The organism is Lysinibacillus parviboronicapiens, from assembly GCF_003049605.2.
Lineage (GTDB): Bacteria > Bacillota > Bacilli > Bacillales_A > Planococcaceae > Lysinibacillus > Lysinibacillus parviboronicapiens.
The window spans coordinates 4,735,257-4,749,567 of the sequence record NZ_CP073713.1; the positions used below are offsets into that span (position 1 = coordinate 4,735,257).

General features: G+C 37.4%; 14 protein-coding genes. 3 read left to right on the forward strand and 11 right to left on the reverse strand.

Annotated features, from left to right (window positions below):
• Window positions 1–36 precede the first annotated feature (36 nt).
• From C9J31_RS23035 to C9J31_RS23055, 5 genes are all read right to left on the reverse strand, one after another.
• Window positions 37–720 carry a DUF4956 domain-containing protein gene (locus C9J31_RS23035; protein ID WP_010860660.1) on the reverse strand — a complete coding sequence of 228 codons (684 nt, stop codon included), beginning with the start codon at window positions 718–720 and terminating at the stop codon, window positions 37–39.
• Window positions 721–744: 24 nt separating this feature from the next.
• Window positions 745–1,446, reverse strand: coding sequence for a polyphosphate polymerase domain-containing protein (locus C9J31_RS23040; protein ID WP_107950567.1), 702 nt, complete (start codon window positions 1,444–1,446; stop codon window positions 745–747).
• 12 nt (window positions 1,447–1,458) lie between these two features.
• A complete protein-coding gene (locus tag C9J31_RS23045) occupies window positions 1,459–2,343 on the reverse strand; it encodes a peptidyl-prolyl cis-trans isomerase (protein WP_107950566.1) in 885 nt (294 codons plus the stop codon).
• 179 nt (window positions 2,344–2,522) lie between these two features.
• On the reverse strand, window positions 2,523–3,947 hold the full coding sequence (locus tag C9J31_RS23050) for a sensor histidine kinase (protein ID WP_107950565.1): 1,425 nt from the start codon (window positions 3,945–3,947) through the stop codon (window positions 2,523–2,525).
• The gene (locus C9J31_RS23055) at window positions 3,931–4,617 is read right to left on the reverse strand and encodes a response regulator transcription factor (RefSeq protein WP_107950564.1); all 687 of its coding nucleotides are present in this window, start codon (window positions 4,615–4,617) and stop codon (window positions 3,931–3,933) included. Before C9J31_RS23055 ends, C9J31_RS23050 begins: the two co-directional genes overlap by 17 nt.
• A 255-nt stretch (window positions 4,618–4,872) precedes the next feature.
• On the opposite strand from C9J31_RS23055, the gene C9J31_RS23060 reads away from it, so the two are divergent.
• Window positions 4,873–5,208: a heme oxygenase gene (locus C9J31_RS23060; RefSeq protein WP_107950563.1), complete on the forward strand. Its 336-nt coding sequence runs from the start codon at window positions 4,873–4,875 to the stop codon at window positions 5,206–5,208.
• Window positions 5,209–5,315: 107 nt separating this feature from the next.
• Here C9J31_RS23060 and C9J31_RS23065 read toward each other — a convergent pair whose 3' ends face one another.
• The gene (locus tag C9J31_RS23065; RefSeq protein ID WP_107950562.1) at window positions 5,316–6,332 is read right to left on the reverse strand and encodes a YeiH family protein; all 1,017 of its coding nucleotides are present in this window, start codon (window positions 6,330–6,332) and stop codon (window positions 5,316–5,318) included.
• A gap of 116 nt (window positions 6,333–6,448) precedes the next feature.
• Between C9J31_RS23065 and C9J31_RS23070 the strand changes: the two genes are divergently transcribed.
• On the forward strand, window positions 6,449–7,330 hold the full coding sequence (locus C9J31_RS23070) for a LysR family transcriptional regulator (protein WP_054767885.1): 882 nt from the start codon (window positions 6,449–6,451) through the stop codon (window positions 7,328–7,330).
• Window positions 7,331–7,375: 45 nt separating this feature from the next.
• Here C9J31_RS23070 and C9J31_RS23075 read toward each other — a convergent pair whose 3' ends face one another.
• Window positions 7,376–8,290 (reverse strand): LysR family transcriptional regulator, encoded by a 915-nt coding sequence (locus tag C9J31_RS23075; protein ID WP_107950561.1) that lies wholly within the window; start codon window positions 8,288–8,290, stop codon window positions 7,376–7,378.
• 118 nt (window positions 8,291–8,408) lie between these two features.
• Between C9J31_RS23075 and C9J31_RS23080 the strand changes: the two genes are divergently transcribed.
• On the forward strand, window positions 8,409–9,599 hold the full coding sequence (locus C9J31_RS23080; RefSeq protein WP_107950560.1) for a coenzyme F420-0:L-glutamate ligase: 1,191 nt from the start codon (window positions 8,409–8,411) through the stop codon (window positions 9,597–9,599).
• 48 nt (window positions 9,600–9,647) lie between these two features.
• Here the strand turns inward: C9J31_RS23080 and C9J31_RS23085 are convergent, their stop codons facing one another.
• The 4 genes from C9J31_RS23085 to C9J31_RS23100 form a co-directional block, all read right to left on the reverse strand.
• Window positions 9,648–10,817, reverse strand: a complete 1,170-nt coding sequence (locus tag C9J31_RS23085) for a M20 metallopeptidase family protein (RefSeq protein ID WP_238602152.1) — start codon at window positions 10,815–10,817, stop codon at window positions 9,648–9,650.
• A gap of 53 nt (window positions 10,818–10,870) precedes the next feature.
• Window positions 10,871–12,283 carry a YfcC family protein gene (locus C9J31_RS23090; RefSeq protein WP_107950558.1) on the reverse strand — a complete coding sequence of 471 codons (1,413 nt, stop codon included), beginning with the start codon at window positions 12,281–12,283 and terminating at the stop codon, window positions 10,871–10,873.
• 545 nt (window positions 12,284–12,828) lie between these two features.
• Window positions 12,829–13,584 carry an amino acid ABC transporter ATP-binding protein gene (locus tag C9J31_RS23095; protein ID WP_107925033.1) on the reverse strand — a complete coding sequence of 252 codons (756 nt, stop codon included), beginning with the start codon at window positions 13,582–13,584 and terminating at the stop codon, window positions 12,829–12,831.
• A gap of 14 nt (window positions 13,585–13,598) precedes the next feature.
• Window positions 13,599–14,300 (reverse strand): amino acid ABC transporter permease, encoded by a 702-nt coding sequence (locus tag C9J31_RS23100; protein ID WP_107950557.1) that lies wholly within the window; start codon window positions 14,298–14,300, stop codon window positions 13,599–13,601.
• Between the last annotated feature and the right edge of the window lie 11 nt (window positions 14,301–14,311).

The following is a 14,311-nucleotide window of genomic DNA, read 5'->3' on the forward strand; positions in this document are numbered from 1 at the left end:
TTACCCCTTTCTCTTTATTTAAACATACTTTACTTACTAAGCTGTAAAGTTGCCATCATAGCTAAGCATTACTGCTGATTTAACACCAGGCACTTTAGTAATTAATGCCATCATTTGGGCATCGTTTTGTTTAACGCGAACCTCATATGTTGTTTCAATTTCATAATCTTGAATAATCGATTTTGATTTTAATGCATATTTTTTAGATTCCGTTGAAATAATATGTTCTACTTCTTCACAAGCAATGTCTTCTTCAAATTTCACAACTAATAAGTAGGGATTTTCAATAGTAATTTTGTTTACGAACACTAGTAATACTAGACCGATTAAAATAGCACCCACAATAACAAGTGGAATGAAGCCAGCACCGCATAAAATACCTGAAACTATTGCCCAGAAAATATACACTAAATCCATAGGATCTTTAATGGGTGTACGGAAACGCACAATGGATAATGCACCGACCATACCTAGAGATAATAAAACATTCGAGCTTATTCCCATAATGACCAGTGAAGTTGCCATGGTCATAATTAACAGTGAGATATTAAAAGAATGAGAATATATAACCCCATTGAATGTTTTTTTGTATACAGCATAAATAAATAATCCTACAAAGAAAGCTACCACTAATCCAATAATAGAATCCGTTAAAGAGAACGACGTGGTCTTTTCTAAAAAGCTAGATTTAAATATGTCGCTAAAATTTACTTTGTCCATTGTCACTTGCTCCTTTTTCAGTAATTAGCCAAACATACGGCTAAGTTGATATTTTGAATATGCTTCAGCACGTGTATCAACGGCTTGCAGCATAAATTTAATAATGTCAGGCAAATATTCATCATACTTCACCTCTAAAATAACGAGGTTTGGTTCAAGTACATCCACCATAGGGAGGTTTTGATTAAACATATCTGTATTGCGCATGCTCGACTGTACTTTACTATCAAATGTCACTCGTACATTGCCATACGGGAATGTATATGCTTCACGCTCATAATCGACAACGGTCATGGGCTTTAAATGGTTATATTTTATTTCATAGAATAGGTCACGGATTAAAACTCGATTATCTGTTTCCATCCATTCAACATCATTTACACGTATTTTTTCAAACTCATTTCTTGTCACCGAGCATTTCGATTTATATGTTAAATTATTGCGTTTACTTTTACGTTCTAGATTCACTATATCTAATGATTTGCCATAAATACGTACTCGGTATTTATCACGATTTAAAAACCCCTCCTTCTTTTCAATAAGGACTTTGTTCATGAAGTTATCAAAATACGTACTCCTAATAAAATATTTACCATTTAAATCCGCATTGACATCTAACTTCATGACATGTTTTAGTTTGCTTTTTAAAATTGCGTAATCTGTATAAGAAATGGCATGCTTAATTTCTTTACGGCCATTGGGGTTAAAGGAAGTTTGTTCCGACATGCTTAACACTCCTTACATTAATAATTTGTTTTCGATATCATACTGCTCTAATTTTTCTGCAATCCATGTTGAATATTGTTCATCAATACGTGATTCAAGCACGGTTGCAAATATTTCATCCTTCACGTTTTCAAATATTGCTTCTTCAGCAGGCACCTTAGCTGTCACCTTTATCACGTGATAGCCCTCTGCAGATTGCACAATATCGCTAACACCATTCACTTCAAGTACAAATGCCGCTTCCTCAAAAGCCTCATCCATTTGACCTTTGCTTATATAGCCTAAATTTCCACCATCTTCACTTGTTACAGTATCTATAGAATAGTCTTTAGCAAGTGTTGTGAAATCCTCGCCGGCTTGTACTTTTTTCAGTACCTCTTGAGCTGTGACCTCATCCTCCAATAAAATATGACGCACCTCAACTTGCTCTTCCTGACCATAACTATCCTTGTTGTCTTTGAAATATTGCTCTACCTCTTCATCAGTAATTTCTATACTTGCTGAAATAACCCTTTTTCCCAACTGATATGTGCGGATATTATCTTTTACAGCGGCCTCTGTTAAACCATTTGACTTTAATACTTCTTTAAATGTATCTTCATCACCATAGGATTGAATAAGCTCTTCATACTCACTTTGAATCACTTCATCTGGTACCGTTATATTTTGCTTTGCTGCTTCAAGTTCAATGATTTTATGTGATATTAAAGTTTCGAGTACTTCCGCTCCATATTGAATACGTAGCTCCTGATCTAAATCCTTTTGTGAAATCTTGATTCCATCCACTTTTGCAACATAGTTACTACCGCTTTTACTATCTGAACAGCCTGTTGACAATATGGTTAATGCTACTAGAGCCAACATTAGGAATTTCCTTTTCATGGTTGAGTTTTCCATGCCATCCTCCTTCACTTATATTGCTATTTCTTATATTTCCCACTATAGGGAGCCAATGTGTCAGCAAGATGTCAAAACGATCTTTTCTTAAATTTGTTTACAATTTTTGATTTTTCTATTTTGGTTTACAATAAAAAAGTTATTTGCAGATTCACTTATCATGATTCCACAAATAACGTTTATCGTACTTTCATCAGTGTTATTTCAAAGGTTGTACCATTATCGCTGCTCTCAATTAAACGCAGGTCACCATCAACAGACTGCGCCATCATTTTACTTAGAGGCAGGCCTAGACCTAAACCTCGTACCGTATATTTTTTATTTTCCCCTCTGTAAAAACGCTCAAAAATGAAGGCCTGATCCTCTTTCGGAATGCCTACACCTGTATCCTGTACTGTTACCTTCACTGCTGAATCTGTTTCCTGCAGCCTAATCATAATGACCCCTTCTTGCATTGCCTGTATCGCATTTGTCAAAAGATTCGTTAAAATTTGTTGAAAACGCACAATATCTACATGCACGTAAATAGGCTTATCAAGTAATATAGCATCTACTTGTACAGTGTCTTCCTCCTGCATCACTTCCCATTGTGTTACAGCATCCTTCACTAAACGATTAATATCAGCCTTCACCAACTTCACAGGAATTGCGTCAACTGCAAAAGTATTAAAGGCAAGTAAATCCCCTACCATAGTTTTCATCTTCGTCGTCTCTATGAGCGCCATTTTAATAAACTCATCTGCATCCTTCCCTGTGATAATGCCATCCTTAACAGCTTGCAGCAAGCCACTAATAGATGTAACAGGTGTTTTTAGCTCATGCGTGACTCCCGCAAGGAGCTCTGTGCGCGTTTTTTCTAATTGTTCAAGTTTTGTTGCCATCTCCTTAAAAGAAGCAACCAGTTCATATACTTCTTCTTCCTTAATATGAATTGGCAAATCAATTTTATAATTACCTTCTTGGACTTGCCTTGCTGCAACTGCGACTTTCTTAATTGGACGAGCCAATCTTCTTGTTAAAAAATATATCGCCAGCCAGCCAAGCAGAGCCATACCCACTATTAAAATAGCTAATTGTCCATACGCTTGATTAACCTTCGTCAGATTATTTTTTTTCTCTAACACAAGTACCCAGCCGACAACACGTTCATTCTGCTCAATTTTCTTGCGCACTACATATTGAACGGTTGCACCTTTCCCTTCACCCGCTGTAAACTTTTTCACACCTTCTTGTCCATCTAGTACGTCCCCTATATTTTTACTACTTCCTGGGGGAATCAATCGATTGCTCGTTATAATGTTTCCCTCTGTGTCTAAGATATACAGTATGGGATCAATATCACTCATGTTGAAACGCTCACGATCACCTATAAAATCCGGATTAGTCGGCCCTCCTGCCCAACCAATTTGTCTACTTGTATCAGTCAACCTATAAACGTATTCATCTGCAAGAAACTCCATCATTTCTAATCGTGTTTCCAATGCTGTATGGCGAATCCAAAAGGCAAAGATAAGTGAAATAATAGCCAAACCAACAAAGAGTGTTAGTAAATAGCGACTTGTCCAATAGTTAAGTAAAGAGATTCGTTTATTTTTTGTGAACACTTAATTGATACCCCAATCCACGCAATGTTTTAATTTCGCCCTCTGATTCATCCCAGTTTACAAGTGCTTTACGTAGTCGTTTTACTGCTAAATCAACAGCTCTATCGCTTCCTTCATATTCCCAGCCCCATATTTGTTCAATAAGCTGATCACGTGTGAATGTTTGATTCGGATGCTCTGCTAAAAATAGAAGCACCGATAAATCCCTCGGTGTTAACACAATTTCTTGCCCATTAAGGACAACCTGATGCGCCTGCATATCTATTTCAAGCTGTCCAAATTGCTTCTTTACAGTAGTTTCATTTTTACTTTCAGATCTCCTTAGTACAGCTTTAATTCGGGCCACTACTTCATCTGCTATAAAAGGTTTTGCAATATAATCGTCTGCCCCTTGATGAAAACCATCTAAACGGTAATTCACATCACTTAACGCTGTTAACATAATCACTGGACAAGCGCTAACCGCTCTAATTTCCTTTAAAATAAGCCAGCCATTTTTCTCCGGTAACATAATGTCTAATAATACTAAATCGGGCTGATACTCCTTATATAATTCCATCGCTTGCCTACCATTAAAACACTGCTCAACATCATAGCCAACCTTCTTCAAATACGCCTTTAGTACTTGGCTAATTGCAAACTCATCTTCAATTACTAAAATTTTCGCCATTCATTCTCCACCTTGTTCATAGCTCGTTCTAGTTTTTGTTGATTATAGCATTCAATTATGTCAGGTCCATGTCAAGCGACATAATGGTTAACGCTGAACCCTTTCGCCTTATAAAGAATATCTCAAATTTATAGGCTATCTATTGACAATGACTTCCTGTGCCACTTATCATTGATTGCGAATGATAATCACTGATAATTCATTCAATCAGTAGATTTTTTCTACTTTTAAGAAAATGATTAGGGGGGTAATAACATGATTATTGTTACAAATCGTATTCAAGTAAAACCCGGCTTTGCAGCGAAAATGGCACCTAACTTTACAAAACCAGGTCCTCTTCAAAAGTTCGAAGGTTTCCATAAAGTAGAGGTGTTAATTTCGACAGATGATCCTACATATGACGAAATGAGCGTCAATATGTATTGGGAAACAAAGGAACATTTCCAAGCTTGGAGAAATAGTGATGCCTTTGCAGCAGCACACCATCGTCCTGAACCAGGATCTGAAGGCGCAAAGCCTGAAAATAGTCCGCTCATTGGCAGTAAAATAGTTGTTGCTGAGCTTGCATCTTCCATTGAAGCTTCACACTAATCACCTATTCGAATCCTGTTAAATCATCTTCTGATTCTATCTAAAAAAGCCTTGCATATTTGTCTAAATATGCAAGGCTTTTTATTGGGGAATGTAAAATTGTTCCCTTATTGAAATAAAATAACCAATACATAACCAAGAACGGATAAACAAACCGAACCTATCAATCCTGCAATAAAGGCTTTAAGACCTAATTGTTTAAATGTTTTTATTTCTACGTTCAAGCCCAAACCAGCCATCGCCATAGCAATTAAAATATATGCGCAGTTCACGATAGACTGAGCAATAGCAGGTGGTACAATACCAAGCGAATTAAGGGCACTCATCGCTAAAAACCCTAGGATAAACCATGGAATAATGGACAGGGAAAAAGCCTTTTTCTCTTGTCCGTTCTCACTTCTTTGATACCAAATACCAATTATTATTGCAACTGGTACAAGCAATGCTACACGAGTAAGCTTAACAATTACCGCTATATCAACGGCTTCATTTCCACCAGCTGCTGCTGCGGCTATGACATGGGCAATTTCATGCAATGTGCCACCTGCAAAAATACCATATTGCGTCGGTGATAACCCAAATAACGAATACAGCATGGTGTAAACAAGTGTAAATACTGTTCCAAGTAATGCTACAATCGCAGCACCTACCGCCGTTTCTTTTTCATTTGCTTTAATTTGTGGTGCGATGGCAACAACTGCTGCAGCACCACAAATGGCTGTTCCACACGCTGTTAAAATACCGAGCTTTTTTTCTACATGAAATATCTTGGTTAACCCATATACAACCATTAATGCAAACAATAAATCTATAAATGCAATGACAAAGACACTTGCCCCAGCATGATAAATATCAGCTAAATTCAAACGCATCCCCAGCAAGATAATACCAAAGCGCAATAACTTTTTACTTGAGAAGGCAATGCCTGGTTGCCATGACTCTGCTACATTGAAAGTTGCTTTCCAAGCCATACCGATAATAATCGCAATAACAAGTTGCCCTAAAATAGAAAAGAAAGGAAAGGTCGAAATATATTTTGCGTTTAAGGCCATACCGAAAGTCAATAATACGCCTTTAATAAAGGGTGGTGCTAGAAACTTCTTAATCCCCTGTTGTCTGTCCATGCTGTTCACTTCTTTCGTCCTTTATGATTATTACTTTATTAAAAAGTTAATCATCAGTAAAATACATATATATAATCGCAATCATTAATATTTCTAATTATAAGGGGTGAAGTACTATGCAGTATGATGCGTTAAAAACATTTATGACACTAGTGGAAGTAAATAATTTTACGAAAGCCTCAGAAATTCTACACATATCTCAGCCAAGTGTCAGTTTACACATCAAGAATTTAGAACAAGAATTTCAAACGACTTTATTTATTCGTTCACCAAAGTTTGTACAAATAACACCTACTGGTGAAATTTTATATAAACGAGCAAAGCAAATTATGGCACTTGCAGAAGCAGCAAAGAATGATATTTTAACCTTTCACCATGCGATTCAAGGAACGCTCGTAATCGGTGCTAGTTTCACCATTGGGGAATATATTCTACCGCCAATTTTAGCCAGCCTACAGCAACAATTCCCCCAACTTGAACTACAAGTTATTATTGGCAATACTAATGAAATCATTCAATTGGCAAAGTTATTACAAGTCGATATTGGCCTCATAGAGGGACAAGCACTAGACAACGAGCTTATCATCGAGCCGTTTATGCAAGATGAATTATTTATTGTTGGTGCACAAAATCACACACTTATGAAGCAATCTAACATTACTGTTTCAGATTTACAGCAGCAAAATTGGGTCGCGCGTGAGGCGGGTTCTGGCACGCGCAATTATTTAGACCATCTATTTAGAACAAATGGCCTCCAAGTGCGCTCTTTACTGACAATCAGCAGCAATCAAGGCGTAAAAGAAAGTGTTATGCAGGGGTTGGGTCTATCCTTACTATCGCGCTGTGTTATTGAGCGTGAACTTAAAAATGGCGACATTGCCATTTTGCCATTTGATGGGCAACATTTTATGCGAACTTTCTCTTATCTGTACTCACCTACCATGAAAAATAATCGGAATGTCGAAACACTCATTGAATTTATAACAAAGAAAAGCTGACCATTAAAAAAGCTTAGCTGGCTATTTCTAGTCGCTAGGCTTTTCTTAAGTTCTTCGATTGATTCTTTTACGTTCATCCTTATTTTCAATTATCTCTACAAATTTTGTAGCCGCACGAGATAATGGCACACTTTTCAAATAACACATACCAATACTACGCTTCGGAATACTTTCTAGTAATGTAAGTTCATAAAGTAATCCTCTCTGTAAGTAATCCTTTGAAAATTCTTTCGTTACACAAGCTATCCCTAAATTACTGCGTGCAAATTCAAGGACAAGATCATGTGAGCCGAGTTCAAATTCAGGGGCGATTTGAATCCCTTTAGCAAACAAATAATTTTCCACATATTTTCGTGAATTCGATTTCTTTTCAAGAAAAATAAGCGGAAACTTTGATAAATCTTCGTAACTTAAGCTCTTTGTCTCAAGTGTTCTGTACTTCTCCCCACACACGAAAATATCTTGGACCTCTGTGCAGACGGTTAACTGTAATGTCAGATCTTCTACTGGAAAATTACAAAACCCTACATCCGCCTCTCCTGATTTAATAAAATTGCAAATTTCTGAAGTCGTACCATTAAACATTTGCAATTTTATATTTGGATACATTGTGTGGAATGCCTCAAGATAGGGCATTAAAAAGAAACGAGAAATAGTATCTCCTACACCTATCTTCAGTTGCCCTGTTGTTAAATTTTTAAATTCAAAAAGCTTTTCTTCTCCAGCAACTAAAAGACCTAAAGCCGAATTCGTATACTCATAAAGAAGACTTCCTTCTGTAGTTAGAGTGACACCTTTAGGCGTGCGATTAAAGAGACGTGTGCCAAGCTCTTTCTCTAACTGCATCATTGCCTGGCTAACTGCTGGCTGTGTCATATATAAATCCTTGGCAGCCCTAGAAAAGCTACTATTTTTAGCGACAACACTAAAAACACGGTATAAATCTAATTTCCCAATCATATAAGCACTCCTTATAGCTATTATATGAACTATTAATTTTACTTATATCATTAAACGGGCGTATAGTAAAATCATGTTGATTTTTATATAAACCTATATATTTAGAGGAGAGATTATTTTGGAACGTGTAGTTGGTACAGTCGTAAGAGGTCTTCGTGGTCCAATCATTAACGAAGGTGACAATATTGAACAAATCGTTGTTGATACTGTGTTGAATGCAGCAAAAATCGAAGGCTATTCAATTGAAGATCGTGATATCGTAACAGTAACAGAATCTGTTGTAGCTCGTGCACAAGGTAACTATGCATCGATTGAAGACATCGCAGCGGACGTAGCTGCTAAATTTGGTGATGACACTGTCGGTGTAATCTTCCCAATTCTTAGCCGTAACCGTTTTGCTAACTGTCTACGTGGTATCGCAAAAGGTGTTAAAAAAGTAGTGTTAATGCTAAGCTATCCATCTGATGAAGTCGGTAATCACCTAGTTGATATTGACGAACTAGATGTAAAAGGCATTAACCCTTGGACAGATACTTTAACAGAGGCTGAGTTTCGTGAACACTTCGGCTATAAAAAACACACATTTACTGGTGTAGATTATATTGAATACTATAAAGAATTAATTGAAGCTGAAGGCGCTGCTTGTGAAGTTATCTTTTCGAATAACCCAAAAACTATATTAAATTATACGAAGAGCGTATTGGCTTGTGATATTCACACACGCTTCCGTACAAAACGAATTTTAGCGGCAAATGGTGCTGAAAAAGTTTATAGTCTTGACAATATTTTATCTGTTTCAAACAATGGTTCTGGCTTCAATGCCGAATACGGCTTACTTGGCTCTAACAAAGCGACAGAAGAAAGCGTAAAATTATTCCCACATACTTGCCAACCTATCGTTGATGGCATCCAAGCAAAAATTAAAGAAGCGACTGGAAAAACTGTTGAAGTAATGGTGTATGGCGATGGTGCATTCAAAGATCCTGTAGGGAAGATTTGGGAGCTGGCAGACCCTGTTGTCTCTCCTGCCTTCACAGCGGGTTTAGACGGTACACCAAACGAAGTAAAACTTAAATACTTAGCAGATAACGATTTTGCTGGTCTTCGCGGTGAGGAATTAAAGGCAGCTATCTCTGCGTATATCCAAAACAAAGATGAAGATTTAACTGGTCAAATGGCCGCTCAAGGTACAACACCTCGTAAACTAACAGACCTTATTGGTTCTTTATCTGACTTAACTTCTGGTTCAGGGGACAAAGGTACACCAATGATCTATATTCAAGGTTACTTTGATAACTATACAAAATAATATCCTATAACAAAAAGAACTCTCGCAATGGTCGCGAGAGTTCTTTTTTTATGGACATAATGTACGAGCAATATTTTCAAAATAGCGCACACCGTAGATAAGTGCGTCCTCATCAATTTTAAAACGTGGATGATGCAACGGATAAGCCTCACCAAAATCTACATTATGCACGCCTATGAATTGCATCGATGCAGGTACAGCCTCTGAAAAGTCTGCAAAATCTTCTGTCCCAAACATCGGCTCAGGTAACTCTCTTACGCCATCTTCTCCTACAATGTCACCAGCTACTCGACGTGATAACGCCGTAAGCTCCTTATCATTTGTTACAGAAGGACAGCCAAGCTCCCATTTGATGTCCGCCGTCGCCCCATGCATTGAGGCAATGCCATTAACAATCTTCTCTAAATGTTTGCGAGCATCTACACGTACCTTCGCATCTAATGATCGAATTGTTCCACCAAGTTCCGCTGTTTCAGCAATAATATTTAAAGCCGTGCCACAATGGAATTTTGCTACTGTTAAGACCGGTGCATGGATGCTTGGCACTTTACGTGAGACAATTGTTTGCAATGCCATGACAATCTCTGAGCCAATTAATAACGGATCAATCGCAACCTCAGGAGTCGAGGCATGCCCACCTCGCCCGAAAATCTTAATCTCAAAATCATCTGCTGCCGCTGTAAACTTTCCATCCTTCATCGCAAACTGACCGACTTCATAATCTGGGCTTACATGGAGTGCAAATGCGTAATCTACATTGTCCACTATACCTAAACCAACAAGTTGCGCAGCCCCACCAGGTGTTACCTCCTCAGCATGTTGGAAAACAAAACGTATTTCACCGGTGAAATCTGTTCCCCGCTCTGCTAATGCCTTTGCTGCACCAAGTAACATAGCTGGATGCGCATCATGTCCACACGCATGCATCACGCCTTGATTTTTTGATTTAAAGGGTAACTCAGTTTCCTCCTCAATCGGTAATGCATCGATGTCCGCTCGCAATAAAATCGTATGACCTTTCCCCTCCGTTTTCGTACCTCTTAAAAATGCACAGACACTCGTTTCAGTTAAACGCTTCACCTCTAAATGTGGAAATGTTAATAATTGATTATAAATGTATTGTGCTGTTTGATGTTCTTGATGTGACAACTCTGGATGCATATGCAAATGTTGTCGCCATGCGATCACCTGTTGTTCCAACGTATTAATTGCTCTCATCAGTAATTCCTCCTATCACTTCTTGGGTACATTATCTGTACTACTGTATCAAGTTAAAATGGTCCGTAATTCATGACATGTGCAATTACTAATAAAATAATCGCTAGGCCTGTTTGAATAAGGAAGTATGGAAAAACCCATTTAACCCATTTTGAAAATGGAATACCCGCTATGGCTAAGCCTGCCAACAAAACACCGCTTGTAGGAATAATCATATTTGAAATACCGTCTCCGAATTGGAAAGCCAGTACCGCAGTCTGCCTTGTCACACCAATTAAATCTGCTAAAGGTGTCATAATTGGCATCGTTAAAGCTGCTTGACCGCTTCCAGATGGCACTAAGAAATTCAAACAAAGCTGTAATAAAAACATGCCCACCGCATTAATTGAAGCCGGTAAAACGCTGACTGCGTTTGCTACAAAATGCAAGATTGTATCAATGAGCCCACCTGTAGTAGTAATCACTAAAATTGTTTGAGCAAAGCCTATGATTAAAGCACCCTCTACCATATCTCTTGCACCAGTAATAAAACCTTCTGCCATTTTATTCGGGCTAAGTTTACAAATTACCGACATAATAATACTGCTTAAAAGAAAAATCCCACCAATTTCACTGATATACCACTGGAATTTTATAACACCGACAATTAATGCCACAAAATTTGCTAATAAGACAAACAACGCTAATAAATGACGCCCACTCATTTTAAAATCCAAATCAATTTCAATAATTTCTTCTCGCTTGTATTTTCCGTATATACCTTTAGAAGGATCATTTTTTACTCTTTTAGCGTGTCTGGATATATATATGACCGTTAGAATATAAAACACAAAGAATACGATAATTCTATAAGACATGCCTGAATACATTGGTAATTCTGCTATCGTTTGAGCGACCCCGATATTAAACGGATTTGTAATCCCTGATGTAAAGCCAGTGGCTAATGTGCCTAGCATAACTATTGCAAAACCGGTAATTGCATCCATTCTAAGTGCCATCGTTAACGGAATGATGATGGCAATATACACCAATGTGTCCTCGGCTGAACCAATTAAAGTACCTAAACTAGCAAAGATTAATATGAGAATAGGAATTAACACATACTCCTGTTTCCCAAATTTAGAAGCCATTACTTTAATAAATGAATCAATGGCTCCTGTTTTTTGCATGACACCCAGTGCTCCACCAAATAAAAAGACAAATAGAATAATGGAAGCGCCTTCAAGCATACCTAAATGAACACTTTTAAACATATCAAGGAAGCCAACAGGATTTGAATCGATATAGTGGAATGATTCTGGGTCCACTACCATGCGTCCATTACTCTCCACTCGATCATACTGACCAGCTGGAATAATGTATGTAAATATTGTCATTAACAAAATGATGATAAACATTAATACAAATGCATTGATTCCCTTAATTTTTGGCTCTTCTACTTCTTGATTGTTCTGCAGATTTGTCATGTACTTTCCCCCTAACAAGTAGTAATAAAAGTATCCTCGTGACTCTGTTTCAAATAATCTAGTATTTATTCAATGCTCTTCACAAGTAGAATTTCGCTATTCACATAACCCCTAAAAACTGACTATTGCTATTTAACAACTAAACAGTATCTTTCATTGTTGAGTACTTTATACACCCCTTGTTTTTCCGTATGACGGAAATATATTCCGATAAACGGAAATACTATATGTAAAAATATAAAAAAACAAAACTAATATGTCAATATTTTTCGATAATTCTGTATAATTAAATTATTAAACTCCTACTAGGGCAGCAAAATTCACTATCCGATGACCGTCCATCTGCTCGCTCCTTTGCTACACTTCGTGCGGGTCTAGCATGAGTTGAAGGCACCGTACGAGGTAACCTGAAGCCATGCCCGTAAAGTCCGCCATAGCGGACATCAACGGTCCCTAGATACTTCTAATTTAAAAAGAAAAAAACTGTAAACACACTCAATGTTTGAGTTTGTCTACAGTTTGGCTGGGGTTTTAAACCCCCTTTTTTAAATATAAAATGTATAATCCTCTGGAATAACACGTTTTAAAAACTTCTTTGTACGCTCCTCTTTTGGACTGACAAATATATCATGTGGACTTCCTTCCTCCACAACTACGCCACCATCCATAAAGATAACGCGATTTGCCACATCTTTAGCAAAGCTCATCTCATGCGTGACCACAAGCATAGTCGTCCCTTCTGTGGCAATGTTTTTCATAACAGTTAGCACTTCTCCTACTAGCTCAGGATCAAGGGCAGAAGTCGGCTCATCAAATAAAATAATATCTGGGTTCAATGCAACGGCACGTGCAATACCTACACGTTGTTGCTGTCCACCTGATAGCTGACTCGGGTAAGCATTATATTTTTCTGATAGTCCCACTTTATCTAGCGCCTTTTTCCCAATATCAATAGCTTCAGCCTTTGCTACCTTACGGCCGATAATAAGCCCTTCAGTGACGTTTTCTAACGCTGTTTTATTGGTGAACAGATTATAATTTTGGAATACAAAAGCTACACGTTGACGAATCGCATGTACATCCTTCTTTTTTACATTTTGAAAATCTACATCGATATCACCAAACGTCGCATGCCCTTGGTCGGCTTTTTCTAAAAAGTTAATGCAACGAAGCAAAGTTGTTTTTCCTGAGCCACTGGGGCCTAGAATAACAACCACATCGCCCTTATCAATTGATAGGTCGACACCCTTTAAAATTTCATTGTCGCCAAATGATTTGTGAATATTTTTTATCTCTAACATGCTGAATTCACCCCTTAGGCACTCGCCATTTTAAATTTACTTAAATGTTTTTCATATCGTTTAAAAATGTATTCAACTGTACTACACAAAATTAGGTACACTATAAAAATATCAATGTATGCTTCTACGTAATTGTAGCCAACATTCGCTGCAACTTTGGCCTTCAATGTAATCTCTGGTAAAGACATTGCATAACCTAGTGAGGTTGCTTTTATGAGATTGACTGTTGCAGTACAAATATTCGGCATAGCCACTACTAACGCTTGTGGAATAATGATACGGCGATATGCTTGGAATGTTGTTAAACCAACTGCATGTGCTGCCTCTAATTGGCCTTTTTCAATGGTACCCAATGCAGAACGGAATACCTCGATTAAGATCGCTGTTGTACTAAAAGCAAAGACGATAAAAGCATACCAAATAGGGTTGATTTTATAGATATCATAGGCGATATTATATTTTTCAAATATAATTTTCAACAATAATGGAACGCTGCTGTAAATAATGAAAATCTGAATAATGATTGGTGTACCTCGTACAAAGGATACATAAATTTTCGCAAAATGATGGATAATAGGAATTTTATTAATGCGTGTTAAGGCTAGTAAAAATCCTAGTGGTATAGCAATGAGTAAAGCAACAATCATCACAAGGAGCGCGATAGGGACACCCGATAATGCTACAAAAAATGTTTCAATCAAAAATTGATAATTCATGATTACGCCTC

What these genes read in the sequence shown, in the direction of transcription:
- C9J31_RS23060 (WP_107950563.1), top strand. Translation starts at nt 4,873, where the DNA reads ATGATTATTGTTACAAATCGTATTCAAGTAAAACCCGGCTTTGCAGCG.
- C9J31_RS23040 (WP_107950567.1), bottom strand. Translation starts at nt 1,446, where the DNA reads ATGTCGGAACAAACTTCCTTTAACCCCAATGGCCGTAAAGAAATTAAG.
- C9J31_RS23035 (WP_010860660.1), bottom strand. Translation starts at nt 720, where the DNA reads ATGGACAAAGTAAATTTTAGCGACATATTTAAATCTAGCTTTTTAGAA.
- C9J31_RS23090 (WP_107950558.1), bottom strand. Translation starts at nt 12,283, where the DNA reads ATGACAAATCTGCAGAACAATCAAGAAGTAGAAGAGCCAAAAATTAAG.
- C9J31_RS23100 (WP_107950557.1), bottom strand. Translation starts at nt 14,300, where the DNA reads ATGAATTATCAATTTTTGATTGAAACATTTTTTGTAGCATTATCGGGT.
- C9J31_RS23065 (WP_107950562.1), bottom strand. Translation starts at nt 6,332, where the DNA reads ATGGACAGACAACAGGGGATTAAGAAGTTTCTAGCACCACCCTTTATT.
- C9J31_RS23075 (WP_107950561.1), bottom strand. Translation starts at nt 8,290, where the DNA reads ATGATTGGGAAATTAGATTTATACCGTGTTTTTAGTGTTGTCGCTAAA.
- C9J31_RS23055 (WP_107950564.1), bottom strand. Translation starts at nt 4,617, where the DNA reads ATGGCGAAAATTTTAGTAATTGAAGATGAGTTTGCAATTAGCCAAGTA.
- C9J31_RS23070 (WP_054767885.1), top strand. Translation starts at nt 6,449, where the DNA reads ATGCAGTATGATGCGTTAAAAACATTTATGACACTAGTGGAAGTAAAT.
- C9J31_RS23045 (WP_107950566.1), bottom strand. Translation starts at nt 2,343, where the DNA reads ATGGAAAACTCAACCATGAAAAGGAAATTCCTAATGTTGGCTCTAGTA.
- C9J31_RS23085 (WP_238602152.1), bottom strand. Translation starts at nt 10,817, where the DNA reads ATGAGAGCAATTAATACGTTGGAACAACAGGTGATCGCATGGCGACAA.
- C9J31_RS23095 (WP_107925033.1), bottom strand. Translation starts at nt 13,584, where the DNA reads ATGTTAGAGATAAAAAATATTCACAAATCATTTGGCGACAATGAAATT.